An 18,875-nucleotide genomic window follows, 5' to 3' on the forward strand; every position below is an offset into this window, starting at 1 on the left:
ATGGTCGAAAACTGATACAAATACGTAATGCACGGATGAAAATTAACTGAATAGCATGTCCGTTGCTATTAGAGCCTAATATGAACACCATAAAAGCCTCCGTCATAATACCTACAAAGAACCCTGGGATGATTTTTCAGGACGTTCTCAGCGCGGTTGTTGCGCAAAAAACCGATTGGCCATTTGAAATAATAGTTATCGATTCCGGTTCTAAAGATGGCACGGTTGAGTTTGTACGAAGTTTTCCTCAGGCGTCGCTAATCGAGATTCCTTCCATTGAGTTTGGCCATGGCCGCACACGCAATCTTGCTATCTCGAAATCCAGGGGTGAGTTTGTCGCGGTTATTACTCATGACGCCAAGCCTGTTAATCATGACTGGTTGGCTAACTTGGTCTCTTGCGCAGAAAGCGACGAAAGAATTGCTGGAGTATTTGGTCGTCATATAGCTTACCCAAACGCGTCAATTTTCACAAAAAGAGAACTGGAACTTCATTTCGGCGGTTTTGACTCCTTTCCGATCGTTCATATGGAAGATGAAAGTCGTTATGCCAATGATGTTGGATACAGGCAGTTTTTACATTTTTTTTCGGACAATAATGCGTTGATCAGGCGCTCGGTATGGGAGTCCATACCCTATCCGGATGTTGACTTTGCTGAGGATCAGGCATGGGCCAAGCTTATTATCGAGGCTGGGTATCGCAAAGCGTACTCCGAAGCTGGCGCGGTTTATCATTCTCATGACTACACGTTGTTCGAGCGCTTCCAGCGCAGCTTCGATGAGAGCTATGCGTTTCGGCGTTTTTTCGGATACGTTCTTTCTCCAGATCTCAAGTCCATGATCCGTTCTGTTGCCGCACTGAGTCGGAGAGACATCAGCTTCGCCAAAAAAACAGGATTACTGAAAGGCTCCCCCGGAATCGTCCTTCACGCGTTGGTGGATAATGTGATGCGGGTTTTGGGACATTACTTGGGAGCACGAGGTGACAGAATACCCGCCGCAATTGTCAGCCGTATATCTCGCGATAAAAAGTTATTTGCTCAGTAGGGATTTCCATGAATTTTACAGTCGCGAAGAACAAAGCCAAGCAAGCGATAAGCTATTATCGTACGCACGGACTGCTGCCCCTGGTAAAGAAAACGATTGAAAGCATCGAGTCAAACAAGTCGGCGATTTTTACAAAGAATGATGTTCTTGGTTTTTATGATTTTGCACTCTACCAACCTTCAGGTGTGACCTATGTGGAAGGGAGTGCTGAAGCAAACACGGTTACATGGGTTGTACCTGCTTATGGCAAAGGATCAGGCGGGCACCTCAATATTTTCCGTTTTGTGTTCCTGCTAGAGAAGCTCGGCTACGAGTGTCGGGTTGTAATCGTCGGGTCTCACCCGGAATACGACATTAAACAAGCAAAGAGACAGATCTCTGACTGGTTTTTCCCATTAAAAGCTCAAGTGTATGATGGTCTGGCTTCTGTTCCGGCTTCTTACTACATGATGGCAACATCCTGGCAGACCGCTTACTATGTTCGCAACTTTCAAAATGCCAAGCATAAATGTTATTTTGTTCAGGATTTTGAGCCCTATTTTTATGCTGTCGGATCGGAGTCTGCGCTGGCCGAAGCTACATATTCTTTCGGATTCAACTGTATAACTGCCGGAGATTGGCTGGCAAACAAGCTTCGAGCGGAATATGGGGCTGATGCATATCCTATTGGTTTTTCATATGATCGTGCTTTGTATAAAGTCAAAGAGGCGAAAAGAACAACTGGGAAGAAGGTCTTCTTCTATGCCCGTCCTCCTACTCCGCGGCGCGCCTTTGAGCTTGGGTTGATTACGTTGAATGAAGTAGTCAAGCGAATTCCCGATGTGGAGGTTATATTTGCCGGTTGGGACGTTTCGTCCTTTAAAATACCGTTCGCTCACGTGAATGCCGGGACCATGAAAGTTAGTGATCTACCCGATCTCTACAACCAGTGCGATGTGGCTCTTGTGCTCTCGTTTACGAATCTGTCGCTCCTTCCGCTAGAGTTGATGGCGTGTGGGGTGCCTGTTGTCAGCAATCGTGCTCCTTGCACTGAGTGGCTGTTGAATGATCGTAATTCCATCCTGACTGAAGCAGTACCTGAACGTCTCGCTGACGCAGTTTGTGAGCTGTTACAGCGCCCAGAGACGCATGCTGCAATTCGCTCTGAGGGACTGGAGACTGCGAATTTTTCCAGTTGGGAATTAGAAGCTGAAAAGCTCAAGAATGCGTTAATTGAAATTGATAACTAATTTGCAGGGCCCGGTAATGCATAACAATCCTCGTTGTATAGTCTTAGGCGCCAGCGGATTTATTGGTTCCCGTCTTTGCGAAAAGCTTGGGGAGAAATACCCCAATGTCAAAGCCTTCGGTCGAAATCCCATGTATAAGGATGCATTCAAGAAATGCAAGTGGATTGAGGGTGATTTTGCCGACGCCAACCAGATTGCGAACGCAATTGGTGATTGCGATACAGTGATTCATCTGGTTAACGCTTCTACGCCAGCAAGTGCAAATATTAATCGTGTTGCTGATCTTCAGGCGAATGTTGTATCGACGCTGAATCTGTTAGATGCATGCGTAAATTCCGGGGTGAAGAAGATAGTATTTTTATCTTCGGGTGGAACGGTGTATGGCGTTCCATCAGTCATTCCGACTCCCGAAGCCTCCGAAAACAACCCAATAACCGCCTATGGCGTCAGCAAGCTCACCATTGAGAAGTACCTTTCTCTATATTATCACCTGTACAAACTTGACTATTGTGTTCTGCGTGTTGCCAATCCATATGGACCGTATCAGACCAACAAAAAGAATCAGGGTGTCATTTCGGCGTTTTTTCAACACGCCATACACGATGAGCCGATAGATGTTTGGGGGGATGGTGGAGTTGTAAGGGATTACGTATTCATTGATGACGTTGTCAATGCTATTGAACTGGCACTTAGTAATAGTAGTCCTTATAAGGTCTTCAATATTGGTTCTGGCGCGGGTATCAGTATCAATGAGATTATCTCGACACTAGAACATACGGTCGGAAAGTCGATCGCCGTTAATTATTTGCCTGGCCGGAATATGGATATTCCTGTAAGCATTTTGGACATTAATCGCGCCAAAACCCATTTGGGGTGGAGTCCTCAGGTTGCTTGGCAGGATGGAATACTTGAAACCTATAACTGGATAAAGTCCTCGGGGTTGTAGTTTTGGGTTATATGTTTTTTGGCTTTGGTCTATCCGGGGTGATCTCATCATCCCGATTGATTTTTTGTTTCTTTAGTTGCAGTGAGCTTTACCGTATTTATTAAGTTTCATGCAAGGCTTTTGCGTCATTGGCTAATTTTCTTCGATATCTGAGGCTGGGCGTAAAACTCTAAGGATATAATGCGGTGAGTCGCGAATAGAGCGCGTCGCTTCCGATAATAACGTTCTGGCTTCTTCTCGATGAAGTGGTGTTGACCGGGTTAATGCCGAATCGATTATTTCCTGAACACACATCAGATATTTCGAGTAAACAGCAACAAACGTATTTTGACAGCCCGAATGCTGCGATACCGTACCAATCGATTTGTTGTGTACGCTTGGCTTTCACCTCTACCGTGAGCCTCCACTTCGGTTCACCATAAGGAGGTTCATACGTTTGCATTTCCCACACCTTTTCTGCGTCAATCTACCTTTCTTTGTAGGATTTAAGGCTGCTCACTTGCTCAGATTCGACCGGATGGCCGGGGGCATTTGCCAATGAATTTTTATTTTGGGTGTGGCGAGGATCGGGTTCTGAAGGGACGACGGTGATGCTGACGAAAAAAGACGGGTCACCAAATCTGTTTTTTTGGTTTTAAAGTGAGTGGGATGGGCTTATAAGGTTTCACTAGCTTGAGCGCAGCTGAAGGGAGAATTCTGAGGTGTTTGAAGAGTTTATGGACAAGGTCAGAGAGCGTCTGTTAGCGCTCCCCCGGCGTCAGAAACGACTGATTCAGGTCGGCACAGACATTTTTTTGGTCTGGACTGCCTTGTGGTTGGCGTTCATCGTTCGTCTGGGTATTGATGATATGTACAACCCGTTCAGGGTGCATTTCTGGCTTTTTGTCTGCGCTCCTGTCGTCGCAATTCCTCTTTTTATCCGCTTCGGCATGTATCGGGCGGTCATGCGTTACTTCGGTAACGATGCCTTGATCGCCATTATCAAGGCTGTCAGTTTGTCTTCGCTGATTCTGGCGCTCGTGGTGTATTGGTACAGCAATCATGAGTCTGTGGTACCGCGCTCCATCGTGTTCAACTACTGGTGGCTCAGCCTGGTCATTATCGGTGGATTGCGACTGTGCATGCGCCAGTATTTTATGGGCGATTGGTTCAGTGCGGCTCAGCACGTGCCGTTTGCCAACCGTGACAACGGGTTGACCAAAGTTGCGATTTACGGGGCCGGTGTTGCTGGCAACCAGCTTGTGGCAGCACTGCGTATGGGCAAGGTGATGCGCCCGGTGGCTTTTATCGACGACGATGCCAGCATTGCCGACCGATCAATTTCGGGTCTTCAAGTGTACAAGCCCAAACATATCCAGCAGATGATCGACGTGACGGGCGCGCAGGAAATTCTCTTGGCTTTACCTTCATCTACCCGTGCGCGACGTAGAGAAATCCTCACTATTCTGGAGCGTTTCCCGCTGCACGTCAGAAGCGTACCCAACTTCACCGACCTTGCCAGCGGTCGAGTAAAGGTCGAAGACATTCAGGAAGTAGATATTGCTGACCTTCTGGGACGCGATTCGGTACCAGCGCAAGCGGACTTGCTTGAACGGTGTATCAAAGGCAAGACAGTGATGGTCACTGGCGCTGGCGGTTCGATTGGTGCAGAGCTTTGCCGACAGATTTTCTCACTTGGTCCGACAACACTTCTGTTGTTCGAGCACAGCGAATTCAATCTCTATAGCATTCTGTCTGAATTGGAGCAGCGGGGCTGTCGGGAGTCGGTGACTGTCCGTCTGTTGCCGATCCTGGGCTCCATTCGGCACCAAGACAAACTTCTGGATGTAATGAAGACCTGGAAAGTTGAAACGGTCTACCATGCGGCGGCTTACAAGCACGTGCCCATGGTTGAACACAATATTGCCGAAGGTGTGCTCAATAATGTTATCGGGACGCTTAATACTGCTCAGGCAGCGTTGCAGTCCGGGGTCTCCAATTTTGTCTTGATATCCACGGACAAGGCCGTACGTCCGACCAATGTCATGGGCAGCACGAAGCGGTTGGCCGAGATGACCCTGCAAGCTCTCAGCCGTGAAATTGCCCCCGTGTTGTTTGGCGATAACGACAAAGTATCTCGGGTCAACAAGACGCGTTTTACCATGGTGCGCTTTGGCAATGTGCTGGGGTCATCTGGTTCGGTGATCCCGCTATTTCACAGTCAAATCAAATCCGGTGGCCCTCTCACGGTCACTCATCCGAAGATCACCCGCTATTTCATGACCATTCCTGAAGCTGCGCAACTGGTCATCCAGGCTGGCTCAATGGGTCAGGGCGGCGATGTGTTTGTTCTGGATATGGGAGAACCTGTGAGAATCGTCGAATTGGCAGAGAAGATGATTCATCTTTCCGGTCTGAGCATTCGTTCTGAACGTAATCCTCAAGGCGATATCTCCATTGCGTTCACCGGTTTGCGCCCAGGCGAAAAGCTCTACGAGGAATTGTTGATCGGCGATAACGTAGCCGCTACACCACACCCGATGATCATGACGGCCAACGAGGATCATCTGCCTTGGGATGTGTTGAAAATCAGATTGAGCGATCTGCTTTTTGCCGTTGAGAAAGACGATTATTCCCGCGTTCGCCAACTCCTGCGCGAAACTGTCAGCGGCTACACCCCCGACGGCGAGATCGTCGACTGGATCTACCAGCAGCGCCGTCTCGAACCCTGATTGTTTCACATCCTGTAACGCACGCATTTTTGACATGCTCCGTCCATGACCTACTTTTGAATAGCAGCTTGGGAAAAGCTGCTTTCTAAAATGATGATGGAGCGTCACTTATGCGTACCGGTTACTTCTACTCCCTGATATTTGCTTTCCTGACCAGCGCGTCGATTGCAGCAATTGCGGCACCTGCCACACCCCCCGAGCCAGCGAAGGCGCCGATGGTGATGGACGCTGCGACGCCTTCTCAAAGTGCAAAAGTCGATCTCAATGGTGCCGACGCAGCAACGCTGCAAAAGGAACTGTCCGGGGTAGGCGAGGCGAAGGCCAAAGCGATTGTTGCTTATCGTGAAACAAACGGGCCGTTCGCATCGGTGGATGAGTTGCTGGAAGTGAAGGGGATCGGCAAGGCGATCCTGGATCGCAATCGCGATAAGCTGGAAGTGAACTAAGCTGATTGTTCAACGCCAAGGGGCCGGTCATTGACCGGCCTTTTTGTTTTCAGGTGAACAAGGCTAGGCGGAGACGGTGTTGAGGCGTTTATCGGAAAACTGAAAATTACGGCTATCATATTACCTAAAAATTATGCCTATAATAATTTCTGTTGCCTTCGATCACACTGGAGGCCATGTCCCTTATGCATGTCAGGAGCACGTTCATGAATTCTGTTCAGTCCCAAGGTACAGCGCTCGTCACTGGCGCATCGTCCGGTATTGGTGCGATTTACGCGCAACGACTGGCGGCTCGCGGTTTTGATTTGCTATTGGTCGCACGTGACCAGGTGCGTCTGGAAAGTGCAGCGAGCAAGTTGCGTGATGCCCATGGCGTTCAGGTCGAGGTACTGAAAGCGGATCTGACGCAGAAAGACGATGTGCTGAAACTCCAGCAACGTCTGCGCAGCGACTCAAGCATCAGTCTGCTGGTGAACAACGCCGGTGTGGCGGCGGACGGACTGCTGGCCAATTCGGACGCGGAACAACTGGAGCGATTGATCCAGCTGAATGTCACAGCCGTCACGTTGCTGGCCTCTGCGGCCGCAGCGAGTTTCGCCAAGTCCGGTCGCGGCACGATCATCAATATCGCCTCGGTGGTGGCGCTGTTTCCGGAGCGTTTCAATGCGACCTACAGCGCCAGCAAAGCTTATGTGCTGAGCCTCACACAATCGTTGAATGCCGAGCTCGATGGCACCGGCGTCAAGGTGCAAGCGGTGCTGCCCGGCGTTACCCGTACGGAAATCTGGGAGCGATCCGGCATCGACGCCAGCGCTATCCCGGCCGAAATGGTGATGGAGGCCGGCGAGATGGTCGATGCCGCGCTGGCAGGTCTGGATCAGGGGGAACTCATTACTATCCCGTCCCTGCCGGATGCGGGCGAGTGGCAAGCCTTTGTCGCTGCGCGGCACGTCATGGTACCGAACCTTTCCCGTAGCTCGGCAGCCAATCGTTACAAGTAAGTTTTCCTCAATCGGTCAGAGGTACACGCGGTATGGATCAGCGTCGAATAGTCGTCACAGGCATGGGCCTGGTTTCACCCTTGGGCAGCGGTGTCGAAGTTGTCTGGCAGCGTTTGCTGGAAGGGCGTTCGGGCCTGCGCAATTTGCCTGAAGCTGTGGTCGCTGACTTGCCCACCAGTGTCGGCGGCAGGGTGCCAACCGTGGAAGAGGATGCCGAGGCCGGTTTCGATCCGGATCGCGCCACGCCGCCCAAAGAACAGAAGAAGATGGATCGCTTCATTCTGTTTGCCATGGAGGCCGCCCGGCAGGCGCTGGAGCAGGCTGGGTGGCATCCGTCTGAAGAGAAAAGCCGCGAGCGCACCGCGACGATTATCGGCTCGGGTGTGGGCGGGTTCGGGGCGATTGCCGATGCCGTACGTACGACAGACAGCCGAGGCCCGCGTCGTTTGTCGCCTTTCACCATTCCTTCTTTTCTGGTCAATCTGGCGGCCGGTCACGTATCGATCCAGCATGGCCTCAAAGGTCCGCTGGGCGCGCCGGTGACGGCTTGTGCCGCCGGGGTTCAGGCGATCGGTGACGCTGCGCGATTGATTCGTGCCGGTGAAGCCGACATCGCTGTATGCGGTGGAGCGGAAGCTTCGATCGATCGGGTCAGCCTTGCCGGTTTCGCGGCAGCTCGGGCGCTGTCCAGTGGCTACAACGCCACCCCGCAGCGCGCCTCGCGACCGTTCGACAGCGGTCGTGATGGCTTTGTCATGGGCGAGGGCGCGGGCCTGCTGGTGATCGAATCTCTGGAGCACGCCTTGGCCCGTGGCGCGAAACCCTTGGCGGAGTTGGTAGGTTACGGCACCACGGCCGATGCCTATCACCTGACAGCGGGTCCTGAAGACGGCAGCGGTGCACGGCGCGCAATGGAGTTGGCGCTGGCTCAGGCCGGCGTTAAGCCGGCTCAGGTGCAGCATCTCAATGCTCACGCCACGTCCACACCGGTGGGTGATCTGGGGGAACTGGCGGCGATTAAAAGCGTATTCGGCAAGGAAAACAAAATCGCTGTGACCTCAACCAAGTCCGCCACCGGACATTTGCTTGGCGCTGCCGGCGGACTTGAAGCGATCTTCACATTACTGGCAATTCGTGATCAGGTCGTACCGCCAACGCTCAACTTTGAAAACCCCGACCCTGCGAGCGAAGGGGTAGACATTGTCCATGGCCAGGCCCGGGTGATGCCGATCGAATATGCCTTGTCCAATGGCTTCGGTTTCGGCGGGGTAAACGCCAGCGTGCTATTCAAGCGTTGGCAGGATTAGTCTTCCGACTGTTTGAGATGGTCGCGGGTGACGTCAAGAATGCGCTGCGCAAACTCGGCATCCGCGACACTGCGTGACAGCAACAGAGCGCCGACCAGGGTCGACATGATGACGATGGCGCGGTCGGCACGATTGTCACCTTCAAGGGTGTTATCGATCTGCCCCAGTCGCGCGTTGAGTACGGCATCGCTGGTCGGGCTGGGTTGTCCGCGCAGTCCCAGTTCCGAGGAGATGGTCAGGAGAGGACAGCCTTCATGCGGGGAGGTCTGATGCCATTCGGACAGGTAGGTGTCGATAAACACGTGCAGCGGATTTTCTTGCGCAAAGATTTCCGCGCAAAGCCCATCAACCTGATCACTCGCTTCCTGCAGTGCCTTTTCGACCAACTCATCCTTGGATTTGAAGTGCGAGTAGAAACCGCCGTGGGTCAAACCCAATGCCTTCATAAGTGGCTGCAGACCGGTCGCGCCGATGCCGTCCTTGCGAAATCGTGCCGAGGCTTCCTTGATGATGCGCTGATGGGTCTGGGCTTTGTGGTCTTGCGAGTAACGCATTTGGAGCTCTCCGCAACAATGTCCCCATCTTAACCAAGGAAAATTAGATGGTGACTGTACTTCTACTTCTAAAAAGCATGCAGGCAGGTCCGAACGGATCTGAAAAAACAAACCCCGCCATTCAGGCGGGGTTTTCTTTAGCGGTCTTGCGCTTCTTTCGCGTCCATTTCCGCGTTGCGTTGCGCGACGCGCTTGCGTTCTTCATCGGTCAGTTCGACCTTGTTGGCGGTGTCTCGCAACATCATCAACCCGCCAACGATCGAGCCGATTGCAACGACCAGAATCAACCAGGCATACCAAGGCATAACGGCTCTCCTTAAAGGCAGATCGGTGGGCGAGGATTTCGCCGTGAACCGCTGCATATAACTTTTGAGCGAGATCAGTTCGCAGTGGTTCCATTCTAGGCCCGTTATGCCTGTTGCATGCGATCAAATCCTAAAGACCGGTGAGCATGGCATCGGCTGGTGCGTTGGCGCGCAGTTGGCCGGTAAGAAGGAAGTAGCCGAAGCCCACGGCCATGAACCCGAGGAAAATCAGCCCGATCAACGCGTTGAACCACGCCATCGCCACCAGGCACACCACCGCCAGCACCAGTGCAATCAGCGGAATCAGCGGATAGCACGGCGCACGGAAGGTGCGTTCCAGATTCGGTTCCGATTTACGCAGTTTGAACAGGCTGAGCATGCTCATGATGTACATCACGATGGCGCCGAACACGGCCATGGTGATCATCGCCGCCGTGAGGGTCATACCGCCGAGATTGATCAGGCCGTCGCTATAGATGGCGGCGATGCCGATGATGCCTCCGACAATGATCGCGCGATGCGGGGTCTGGAAGCGCGACAGCTTGGCCAGTGAGGCCGGTAGGTATCCGGCGCGGGCGAGGGCAAAGAACTGGCGCGAGTAACCGAGGATGATCCCGTGGAAACTTGCCACCAGGCCGAACAGGCCGATCCACACCAGCATGTGCAGCCAGCCGGAGTTGTCGCCGACCACGGTTTTCATGGCTTGCGGCAGTGGGTCGTTGATGTTGGCCAGGGTGCGCCAGTCGCCAACGCCGCCGGCAAAGAACATCACGCCCATGGCCAGCAACACCAGGGTCAGGATGCCGCTGATGTAGGCCTTGGGAATCGTCCGTTTTGGGTCCTTGGCTTCCTCGGCAGCCATGGCCGCGCCTTCGATGGCGAGGAAGAACCAGATGGCAAACGGAATCGCCGCGAACATTCCGGCAATCGCTGGCGCCCCGAACACATCTGAACCCGCCCAGCCATTGAGGGCGAAGTTGCTGAAGCTGAACGCCGGTGCGACGACGCCCATGAAGACCAACAACTCGGCGACGGCCAGAACACAGACAATCAACTCGAAGGTTGCCGCCAGCTTCACGCCGAGGATGTTCAAGCCCATGAACACGATGTAAGCACCGACCGCCGCGTGTTTCGGATCAAGAGCGGGGAATTGCACATTCAGGTAAGCGCCAATGGCCAGGGCAATGGCCGGCGGCGCGAAAACGAATTCGATCAGCGTTGCCAGCCCGGCAATCAATCCACCTTTTTCACCGAAGGCGCGGCGGCTGTAGGCGAACGGTCCACCCGCGTGCGGGATCGCCGTGGTCAGTTCGGTGAAGCTGAAAATGAAGCAGGTGTACATGGTCGCGACCATGAACGAAGTCACCAGAAATCCCAGTGTTCCGGCCACGCCCCAGCCATAACTCCAGCCGAAATATTCACCGGAAATCACCAGCCCGACGGCGATGCCCCACAGATGCAAGGTGCCCAGGGTGGGTTTGAGTTGTGTGTTCATGTGTTTGCTCCCTGAAGGTTTGGAAAGCTCGGGGGAGGCTGTGTGCAGCGGGCGTGCCATTGCTGTGAAACAAGTCGTAATGAGTTGAAAGCTGTCGTATAGGGGATGTTGGCGGCGCAATAACTGCTTTTTGTGCGCCAGTTGAGTGCGATGTTGATGGTTATGCCGTCTTCGCGAGCAGGCTCGCTCCCACAGGGGAATGCATTTCAAAGTGTGGGAGCGAGCCTGCTCGCGAAGAGGCCCGGCCTGACGGCGCAAAAAGCCTGTTGTAAAGCCCGCATAAACCGACTCTTTACGCTTTCTTTATGCCCAGCCAATCCCCTCGGTCTCGTTCCTTTACAGCCTCCTTTCCGACAATGCCTCCACACGCGGCAATACGCCGTAACACGGAGATCTTCCATGAGCGTTCTGGACGGGGTGTCCCTGCTGCTGGCAGTGGGACTGTTCATTTATCTGTTGGTTGCGCTGTTGCGCGCGGACCGGAACTAGGAGCGGCTATGCACAGTTATGACTATTGGCTGATCCTCGCGTTCTTCGCGGTGGTCTTGCTGCCGGCGCCTTTCCTCGGGCGCTTCTACTACAAAGTGATGGAAGGTCAGCGCACCTGGCTGACGCCGATTCTCGGCCCGGTCGAGCGCGGCTGTTATCGCATTGCCGGGGTCGATCCGCAGGCGGAACAGAGCTGGCAGAAATACACGCTGGCGCTGCTGGCGTTCAACCTCGCCGGTTTCCTGCTGCTGTTTGCGATCCTGTTGTTCCAGGATCATCTGCCGCTCAACCCGCAAAACCTGCCGGGTCAGGAGTGGACGCAAGCGTTCAACACCGCCGTCAGTTTCATGACCAACACCAACTGGCAGTCCTACAGCGGCGAAGCGACCCTCAGCTACCTGAGTCAGATGGTCGGCCTCACCGTGCAGAACTTCGTCAGCGCCGCGACTGGCCTGGCTGTGCTGGTTGCGCTGTGCCGCGGTATCGGTCGCAAGTCGGCCAAGACCCTTGGCAACTTCTGGGTCGACATGACCCGTGCCACCCTCTACGGCTTGTTGCCACTGTGCCTGCTGCTGGCGCTGTATCTGGTCTGGCAGGGCGTGCCGCAAACTTTCGCGCAATATGTGAATGCCGTGACGATGCAGGGCGTTGATCAAGTGATCCCGCTGGGTCCTGCGGCCAGCCAGATTGCGATCAAGCAACTGGGCACCAACGGTGGTGGTTTCTTCGGCGTCAACTCGGCGCACCCGTTCGAAAACCCGACCGCGTGGAGCAACCTGTTCGAAGTCACTTCGATCATTCTGATCCCGGTAGCGCTGGTGTTCACCTTCGGCCATTACGTCAAAGACCTGCGTCAGAGCCGCGCGATCATCGCCTGCATGCTCGCGCTGTTCCTGATCGGTGGCGCGACTTCGCTGTGGGCCGAATATCAACCGAATCCAACCCTGAACAACGCCGCTGTCGAACAGACTGCGCCGCTGGAAGGCAAGGAAGCGCGCTTTGGTACCACCGCCACTGTGCTGTGGTCGGTGACCACCACGGCGGCGTCGAACGGTTCGGTCAACGGTATGCATGACAGCCTCAACCCGCTCAGCGGCATGGTGGCGCTGGTCAACATGATGGTCGGCGAAGTGATCTTCGGCGGCGTCGGTGCCGGGCTCTACGGCATGTTGCTCAACGTACTCATCGCGGTGTTCCTCGCCGGCCTGATGATCGGCCGCACCCCGGAATACCTCGGCAAGAAACTGCAGGCGCGGGAAGTGCAATTGCTGGTAGTCACGCTCCTGGTGATGCCGGTTGGCGTGCTGGTGCTCGGTGCGATTGCTGCCGTTCTGCCAGGCCCTGCGGCAACCATCAGCAACCCCGGCCCGCACGGTTTCAGCCAATTGCTCTACGCCTATACCTCGGCCAGCGCGAACAACGGTTCGGCGTTCGGTGGCCTGAGCGCCAATACACCGTTCCACAACCTGATGCTCGGTCTGGGCATGTTGATCGGGCGCTTCGGTTACATCCTTCCGGTACTGGCACTGGCCGGCAGCCTGGCGATGAAGAAAACCGCACCGATCGGCCAGAACAGCTTCCCGACCCACGGCCCGCTGTTCGTGACCCTATTGACCGTGACCATTTTGCTGGTGGGCGGCCTGACCTTCTTGCCGACCCTGGCGCTCGGCCCTATCGCCGAACATCTGAGCATGGGCTTCTGAGGACTGAATGATGAATATGCCCGCAATCAAACCCGTTGCCGCCAAGGCACCGGAACAAGCGAAAACCGCGATCTCGGCCCTGTGGCGACCGGCGCTGGTGCAAGCCTTCGTCAAGCTCGACCCTCGGCAACTGGTGCGCTCGCCAGTGATGCTGGTGGTTGAACTGACCGCGATCTTCACCACCGTGTTGTGCTTCATTCCGGACAATGTCGTACCGACGTTCGTCGCCGCACAAATCGCCCTGTGGCTGTGGTTCACGGTGCTGTTCGCCAACTTCGCCGAAGCTTTGGCCGAGGGTCGCGGCAAGGCCCGCGCCGACAGCCTCAAGGCCGGCAGCGAAGGCCTCAGCGCTCGACGCAAACAGGCCAATGGCAGCTTCCAGGTTGTGCCCGCAGCCAGCTTGCGTAAAGGCGATATCGTGCGCGTCGAAGCGGGGGAAATGATCCCCGGTGACGGCGAAGTCATCGAGGGTATTGCGGCGGTCAACGAAGCGGCAATCACTGGTGAATCCGCTCCAGTGATTCGTGAGTCCGGCGGCGATCGCTCGGCGGTCACTGGCAACACCCGACTGGTCTCCGACTGGCTGCTGGTGAAGATCACCGCCAACCCCGGTGAGTCGACCCTCGACCGCATGATCGCGCTGGTCGAAGGCGCCAAACGCCAGAAAACCCCGAACGAAGTGGCGCTGGATATCCTGCTGATCGGCCTGACCCTGATCTTCTTGCTGGTGGTCGTGACCCTGCAACCGTTCGCCCACTTCGCCAATGGCAGCTTGCCGCTGGTGTTCCTGGTGGCGCTGCTGGTGACGTTGATTCCGACCACCATCGGTGGCTTGCTGTCGGCCATTGGTATCGCCGGGATGGATCGCCTGGTGCGCCTGAACGTGATCGCCAAATCCGGGCGTGCGGTGGAAGCGGCGGGTGACGTGCATGTGCTGTTGCTGGACAAGACCGGCACCATCACGTTCGGCAACCGTCGCTGCAGTGCGGTGTATGCCGCGCCGGGTGTCAGTGGTCGTGATCTGGCCGAGGGGGCGTTGTTTGCCTCGCTGGCAGATGACACCGCCGAAGGTAAATCCATCGTCGAGTACCTGCGCGGTCTACATCCGCAGCCTGAGCCGTCGCTGGACACTTTGACCGCTGTGCCGTTCAGTGCGGAAACCCGCTTGTCCGGTGTCGATTATCAGGGCCGCGTGTATCGCAAGGGCGCGGTGGATTCGCTGTTGAATTTCCTCGGCCAGAAACGCACCGATCTGGCCCCGGCGCTGTCGCGGGAAATCGACAAGATCGCCCAGAGCGGCGGCACACCGTTGCTGGTGTGTGCCGACGGTAAACTGCTCGGCGCGATCCATCTCAAGGACGTGGTCAAGCCAGGTATCCGCGAGCGTTTTGCCGAACTGCGCAAGCTGGGGATTCGCACGGTAATGGTCACCGGTGACAACCCGCTGACCGCTGCGGCGATTGCTGCAGAAGCAGGCGTCGATGACGTCCTCGCCGAAGCGACCCCGGAGAAAAAACTCGCACGTATCCGCCACGAACAGAACGACGGCCGCCTGGTCGCGATGTGCGGCGACGGCGCCAACGATGCCCCGGCGCTGGCTCAGGCTGACGTCGGCATGGCGATGAACGACGGTACGCAAGCGGCACGCGAGGCGGCCAACATGGTCGACCTCGACAGCGACCCGACCAAGCTGTTGGACGTGGTGCAGATCGGCAAGGAATTGCTGGTGACGCGTGGTGCGTTGACAACCTTTTCCATTGCCAACGACGTGGCCAAATACTTCGCGATTCTGCCGGCGCTGTTCGCCTCGATCTACCCGCAGCTTGGTGTGCTGAACATCATGCACCTGACCAGCCCGCAGAGCGCGATTTTGTCGGCCATCGTCTTCAACGCCTTGATCATTGTGGTGCTGATTCCACTGGCGTTGCGTGGTGTGCGAGTGCAGGCGGCGAGTGCGGCGGCGTTGTTGCGACGCAATCTGCTGATTTACGGATTGGGCGGGATTGTGGTGCCGTTCGTGGGGATCAAGGCGATCGACATGCTGCTGACGGCGTTGCATCTGGTGTGAGGCTGCAAAGAGCCCCTCACCCTGACCCTCTCCCGGAGGGAGAGGGGACTGACCAAGGTGTTTTTTGGGGCTGCACCGACCTGAGAGATCGAGTCGAACTCAGGTTTTGAACAATGCGATGTTCGGCTCCCTTTCCCCCTCGCCCCCTTGGGGGAGAGGGCTGGGGTGAGGGGGAAAAGAATTCCCTGACACTCCACCAAAGTTTGCCCAACGAATTCGAGGATTCTGAAATGTCCACAATGATACGTCCGGCCCTGAGCCTGCTGGTGCTGATGACCCTGGTCACCGGCGTTGCCTATCCACTGGTGGTGACTGGCGTCGCGCAAGTCGCGTTCCCCGCACAGGCCAACGGCAGTCTGGTTCACGACGCCGATGGCAAGGTTCGCGGCTCGTCTCTGATCGCCCAGGATTTTGTCGGCGATGCCTGGTTCCACCCACGGCCATCGGCCGGTGCGTTTGCGACCGTTTCCAGCAGCGCGAGCAACCTGGCGCCGAGCAATCCGGCACTGGCCACACGGGTGATCGACGACGCCAACAAATTGCAGGTTCCCGGGCAAGGTCCAGTGCCATTGGCGCTGCTGACCACTTCCGGCAGCGGCCTCGATCCGCACTTGCCTCCAGCGGCAATTGCCTATCAACTGGCGCGTGTCGCGCAAGCGCGCAATCTGCCGGTGTCGACCTTGCAGCAACTGCTCGATGCGCACATCGAACAGCCGTTGGTAGGGCCGCCGGTGGTGAATGTGCTTGAGCTGAACATGGCACTGGAAAAACTGTAGAAGATGATCGTTCCCACGCTCTGCGTGGGAATGCATCAATGGACGCTCCGCGTCTGCATTAGTGGGACGCAGAGCGTCCCGGGCTGCATTCCCACGCAGAGCGTGGGAACGATCAACATCTGACTGAAGAGATCAAGAATGAGCGACTCCGGCCGCGCCGACGCACTGTTAGCTGACCTGCCCCGCGACGGCCGTGGCCGACTCAAGGTTTTTCTCGGCGCCGCTCCCGGCGTCGGCAAGACCTATGCGATGCTCCAGGCTGCCCACACCCAACTGCGCCAGGGCGTAAAAGTCATCGCCGGGGTCGTCGAGACCCATGGCCGCGCCGAAACCGAAGCGCTGCTCGGCGGCCTGCCGCAGCAGCCATTGGTGCGCTCGGAATACCGTGGTGTGATGCTGGAAGAAATGGACCTCGACGGCATCCTCGCCGCCAAACCGAAACTGGTGCTGGTCGATGAGCTGGCACACAGCAACGCTCCCGGCAGTCGCCACACCAAACGCTGGCAAGACATTCAGGAACTGCTCGCCGCCGGCATCGATGTGTTCACCACGGTCAACGTCCAGCACCTCGAAAGCCTCAACGATCAGGTGCGCGGCATCACCGGTGTGCAAGTGCGCGAAACCCTGCCCGACTGGGTGCTGCAGGAAGCCTACGAACTGCTGCTGATCGACTTGCCACCGCGCGAATTGCTTGAGCGACTGCGCGAAGGCAAGGTCTACGTGCCGGAGCAGGCCCGCGCTGCGATCGATGCATTTTTCACCCAGACCAATCTCACCGCACTGCGCGAGCTGGCGATGCAAACCGCTGCCGCACAGGTCGATAACGATCTCGCTCAGGGCTATCGCCAACTCGGTCAGGCCGCGCCGGCGGTCCGCGGACGTTTGCTGGTCGGCGTCGATGGCGATGCGCAGGCCGAACGCCTTGTGCGTCACGCCAGTCGGGTGGCGCAGCGTCGGCATTTGCCGTGGAGTCTGGTGCACGTATACAACGGCACGGTGCGCGACGAGCAATCGCGTCTGCGCCTGCAAAGCGCTCAGCAGCTGGCCGAACGCCTCGGCGGCGAAGTGGTGTTGCTGCGTGCCGGCGAAGTGGCGAAAACCCTGATCCAGCATGCCGCTGAACGCCGGGCGAGTCTGGTGCTGGTCGGCCAATCGCGACCGCGTCTGCGTCGTCGCTTGTTCGGTGGCGGCTTGGCTGCACGCTTGTTGCGGCAGGCCCATGGTCTGGAAATCAACGTCCTCGACAGCGATCAGGAGCAGCATCAACCGCGCCCTCGATCAACGCCGACACTGGTGTGGTTCGACTACGCGCTGGCGCTGGTCGCCACGGTGCTGGCCAGTGCCCTGGCGTGGGCGGTGTCGAGTGTGTTGCCGCTGCCGAATATCTCGCTGGTGTTCCTCGCGGCAGTGTTGCTGGTGGCGGTGCGCAGCAGTCTTGGCCCGGCGCTGGCCTGCGCGGCGTTGTCGTTTCTGACCTACGACTTTCTGTTCATCCCACCGAATTTTTCCTTCAGCATCCAGCGCGAAGAAGACGTGCTGACCTTGCTGTTCTTCCTGTTGATGGCGGCGCTCACCGGTAATCTCGCGGCACGTCAGCGTCGGCAATTGCAAGCGTTGCGCGACACCCAGGAAGAAACCAGCGAGCTGCTCGATCTGTCGCGCAAACTCACCGCTGCTACTGATCGGCAAGCCGTGGTCAGCGCCGCTGCGCAGCACCTCAATGGCTGGAGCGATCTGCAATTGTGTCTGCTCAATCGCGACGGCCAGGGTGGCTGGAAAGTCGAGACCGGCGGGCCACTGGAATTCACCGAGTCCGAACGCGCCGCCGCCGACTGGGCCTGGCAGCACGATCAACCGGCCGGCATGGGCACGGGCACGTTGCCGTTCGGTCGCTGGTGGTGGTGGCCGCTGTCGGTCGAAGACGGGCCGTTGGCCTTGCTCGGTGTTTGCGCCAAAGAAGGCCAGACCCTGAGTGGCCAGCGTCGTCGTTTGCTCACCGCGCTCAGTCAGCCATTGGCGCAAGCACTGGCCCGCGCGCAACTGGCGGACGATCTGGAAGCGGCGCGCCTGCACGGCGAAACCGAGCAACTGCGCAGCGCCTTGCTCGCCTCGGTATCCCACGATTTGCGCACACCGCTGACCTCCATGCGCGGCAGCATTGACAGTCTGTTGGCCCTCGGCGAAGCGATCCCGCTGGAGGATCGTCGTGAGCTGCTCGAAGGCACACGCGATGAGGCCGAACGTCTTGATCGTTATATCCAGAATCTGCTCGACATGACCCGGCTCGGCCACGGCGCGCTGAAGTTGGCGCGGGATTGGGTGTCGCCGGCCGACATCGTCGGCAGTTCGCTCAATCGCCTGCGCGCGGTGCTCGCACCGTTGCAGGTCAGCACCGATGTGCCGGCCGAATTGCCGTTGTTGTTCGTGCATGCGGCGCTGATCGAGCAGGCGCTGGTCAATGTGCTGGAAAACGCTGCGCGCTTCTCGCCCCCTCACGGTCGTTTGCAACTGAACGCGGGAGCGAATGATCAAGAGATTTTCTTCTCGGTCAGTGACGAAGGACCGGGGATTCCCGAGGACGAGCGAGCGAAGATTTTCGACATGTTCTACACCGCTGCACGCGGGGATCGCGGCGGCCAGGGCACGGGGCTGGGCCTGGCGATTTGTCAGGGCATGGTCGGTGCGCATGGCGGACGAATCAGCGTTGCCGACGGCATTGACGGGCGCGGCACCTGCATCACCCTGCACCTGCCGTTGCAGGCGCAACCGGGGATGGACGATGAAGCCTGAATCCGTGTG

The 18,875-nt window shown here is 56.8% G+C and carries 15 protein-coding genes; 12 read left to right on the top strand and 3 right to left on the bottom strand.

The window, feature by feature from the left end; all coding sequences use genetic code 11:
• Nucleotides 1–80: 80 nt before the first annotated feature.
• From AC3WMT_RS10435 to fabF, 7 genes are all read left to right on the top strand, one after another.
• A complete protein-coding gene (locus tag AC3WMT_RS10435) occupies nt 81–1,046 on the top strand; it encodes a glycosyltransferase family A protein (protein WP_103305688.1) in 966 nt (321 codons plus the stop codon).
• Between the two features lie 8 nt (nt 1,047–1,054).
• Entirely contained in the window at nt 1,055–2,275 is a 1,221-nt protein-coding gene (locus tag AC3WMT_RS10440; protein WP_103305689.1) for a glycosyltransferase family 4 protein, read from the top strand.
• A gap of 16 nt (nt 2,276–2,291) precedes the next feature.
• Nucleotides 2,292–3,221 carry an NAD-dependent epimerase/dehydratase family protein gene (locus AC3WMT_RS10445; protein ID WP_146041258.1) on the top strand — a complete coding sequence of 310 codons (930 nt, stop codon included), beginning with the start codon at nt 2,292–2,294 and terminating at the stop codon, nt 3,219–3,221.
• A gap of 716 nt (nt 3,222–3,937) precedes the next feature.
• Entirely contained in the window at nt 3,938–5,932 is a 1,995-nt protein-coding gene (locus tag AC3WMT_RS10450) for a polysaccharide biosynthesis protein (RefSeq protein WP_103305704.1), read from the top strand.
• A gap of 110 nt (nt 5,933–6,042) precedes the next feature.
• Entirely contained in the window at nt 6,043–6,378 is a 336-nt protein-coding gene (locus AC3WMT_RS10455) for a ComEA family DNA-binding protein (protein ID WP_103305691.1), read from the top strand.
• A 206-nt stretch (nt 6,379–6,584) separates the two neighbouring features.
• Nucleotides 6,585–7,379: an SDR family NAD(P)-dependent oxidoreductase gene (locus tag AC3WMT_RS10460; protein ID WP_103305692.1), complete on the top strand. Its 795-nt coding sequence runs from the start codon at nt 6,585–6,587 to the stop codon at nt 7,377–7,379.
• 32 nt (nt 7,380–7,411) lie between these two features.
• Entirely contained in the window at nt 7,412–8,686 is a 1,275-nt protein-coding gene (gene fabF, locus AC3WMT_RS10465) for a beta-ketoacyl-ACP synthase II (protein ID WP_103305693.1), read from the top strand.
• On the opposite strand, the gene AC3WMT_RS10470 is transcribed toward fabF, so the two are convergent.
• The 3 genes from AC3WMT_RS10470 to eat form a co-directional block, all read right to left on the bottom strand.
• Entirely contained in the window at nt 8,683–9,240 is a 558-nt protein-coding gene (locus AC3WMT_RS10470; protein ID WP_103305694.1) for a TetR/AcrR family transcriptional regulator, read from the bottom strand. The two genes, fabF and AC3WMT_RS10470, sit on opposite strands and share 4 nt — an antisense overlap.
• A gap of 137 nt (nt 9,241–9,377) precedes the next feature.
• On the bottom strand, nt 9,378–9,545 hold the full coding sequence (locus tag AC3WMT_RS10475; RefSeq protein ID WP_103305695.1) for a DUF2897 family protein: 168 nt from the start codon (nt 9,543–9,545) through the stop codon (nt 9,378–9,380).
• A 130-nt stretch (nt 9,546–9,675) separates the two neighbouring features.
• Nucleotides 9,676–11,040 (bottom strand): ethanolamine permease, encoded by a 1,365-nt coding sequence (gene eat, locus AC3WMT_RS10480; protein ID WP_103305696.1) that lies wholly within the window; start codon nt 11,038–11,040, stop codon nt 9,676–9,678.
• Nucleotides 11,041–11,439: 399 nt separating this feature from the next.
• Between eat and kdpF the strand changes: the two genes are divergently transcribed.
• The 5 genes from kdpF (at nt 11,440) to AC3WMT_RS10505 (ending at nt 18,866) form a co-directional block, all read left to right on the top strand.
• Complete coding sequence (kdpF, locus tag AC3WMT_RS10485) at nt 11,440–11,529, top strand: K(+)-transporting ATPase subunit F (RefSeq protein ID WP_007899818.1); 90 nt, start codon at nt 11,440–11,442, stop codon at nt 11,527–11,529.
• Between the two features lie 8 nt (nt 11,530–11,537).
• Complete coding sequence (gene kdpA / locus AC3WMT_RS10490) at nt 11,538–13,232, top strand: potassium-transporting ATPase subunit KdpA (protein WP_103305697.1); 1,695 nt, start codon at nt 11,538–11,540, stop codon at nt 13,230–13,232.
• 10 nt (nt 13,233–13,242) lie between these two features.
• Entirely contained in the window at nt 13,243–15,300 is a 2,058-nt protein-coding gene (gene kdpB / locus AC3WMT_RS10495; RefSeq protein ID WP_103305698.1) for a potassium-transporting ATPase subunit KdpB, read from the top strand.
• Between the two features lie 230 nt (nt 15,301–15,530).
• Nucleotides 15,531–16,076 (top strand): potassium-transporting ATPase subunit KdpC, encoded by a 546-nt coding sequence (gene kdpC, locus AC3WMT_RS10500; RefSeq protein ID WP_103305699.1) that lies wholly within the window; start codon nt 15,531–15,533, stop codon nt 16,074–16,076.
• A 138-nt stretch (nt 16,077–16,214) separates the two neighbouring features.
• The gene (locus AC3WMT_RS10505; RefSeq protein WP_103305700.1) at nt 16,215–18,866 is read left to right on the top strand and encodes a DUF4118 domain-containing protein; all 2,652 of its coding nucleotides are present in this window, start codon (nt 16,215–16,217) and stop codon (nt 18,864–18,866) included.
• Nucleotides 18,867–18,875 lie beyond the last annotated feature (9 nt).

The organism is Pseudomonas sp. FW305-7 (assembly GCF_058786735.1).

What these genes read in the sequence shown, in the direction of transcription:
- kdpF (WP_007899818.1), top strand. Translation starts at nt 11,440, where the DNA reads ATGAGCGTTCTGGACGGGGTGTCCCTGCTGCTGGCAGTGGGACTGTTC.
- AC3WMT_RS10470 (WP_103305694.1), bottom strand. Translation starts at nt 9,240, where the DNA reads ATGCGTTACTCGCAAGACCACAAAGCCCAGACCCATCAGCGCATCATC.
- AC3WMT_RS10445 (WP_146041258.1), top strand. Translation starts at nt 2,292, where the DNA reads ATGCATAACAATCCTCGTTGTATAGTCTTAGGCGCCAGCGGATTTATT.
- kdpA (WP_103305697.1), top strand. Translation starts at nt 11,538, where the DNA reads ATGCACAGTTATGACTATTGGCTGATCCTCGCGTTCTTCGCGGTGGTC.
- AC3WMT_RS10505 (WP_103305700.1), top strand. Translation starts at nt 16,215, where the DNA reads ATGAGCGACTCCGGCCGCGCCGACGCACTGTTAGCTGACCTGCCCCGC.
- kdpB (WP_103305698.1), top strand. Translation starts at nt 13,243, where the DNA reads ATGAATATGCCCGCAATCAAACCCGTTGCCGCCAAGGCACCGGAACAA.
- eat (WP_103305696.1), bottom strand. Translation starts at nt 11,040, where the DNA reads ATGAACACACAACTCAAACCCACCCTGGGCACCTTGCATCTGTGGGGC.
- kdpC (WP_103305699.1), top strand. Translation starts at nt 15,531, where the DNA reads ATGTCCACAATGATACGTCCGGCCCTGAGCCTGCTGGTGCTGATGACC.
- AC3WMT_RS10435 (WP_103305688.1), top strand. Translation starts at nt 81, where the DNA reads ATGAACACCATAAAAGCCTCCGTCATAATACCTACAAAGAACCCTGGG.
- AC3WMT_RS10460 (WP_103305692.1), top strand. Translation starts at nt 6,585, where the DNA reads ATGAATTCTGTTCAGTCCCAAGGTACAGCGCTCGTCACTGGCGCATCG.
- AC3WMT_RS10450 (WP_103305704.1), top strand. Translation starts at nt 3,938, where the DNA reads ATGGACAAGGTCAGAGAGCGTCTGTTAGCGCTCCCCCGGCGTCAGAAA.
- AC3WMT_RS10475 (WP_103305695.1), bottom strand. Translation starts at nt 9,545, where the DNA reads ATGCCTTGGTATGCCTGGTTGATTCTGGTCGTTGCAATCGGCTCGATC.
- AC3WMT_RS10455 (WP_103305691.1), top strand. Translation starts at nt 6,043, where the DNA reads ATGCGTACCGGTTACTTCTACTCCCTGATATTTGCTTTCCTGACCAGC.
- fabF (WP_103305693.1), top strand. Translation starts at nt 7,412, where the DNA reads ATGGATCAGCGTCGAATAGTCGTCACAGGCATGGGCCTGGTTTCACCC.
- AC3WMT_RS10440 (WP_103305689.1), top strand. Translation starts at nt 1,055, where the DNA reads ATGAATTTTACAGTCGCGAAGAACAAAGCCAAGCAAGCGATAAGCTAT.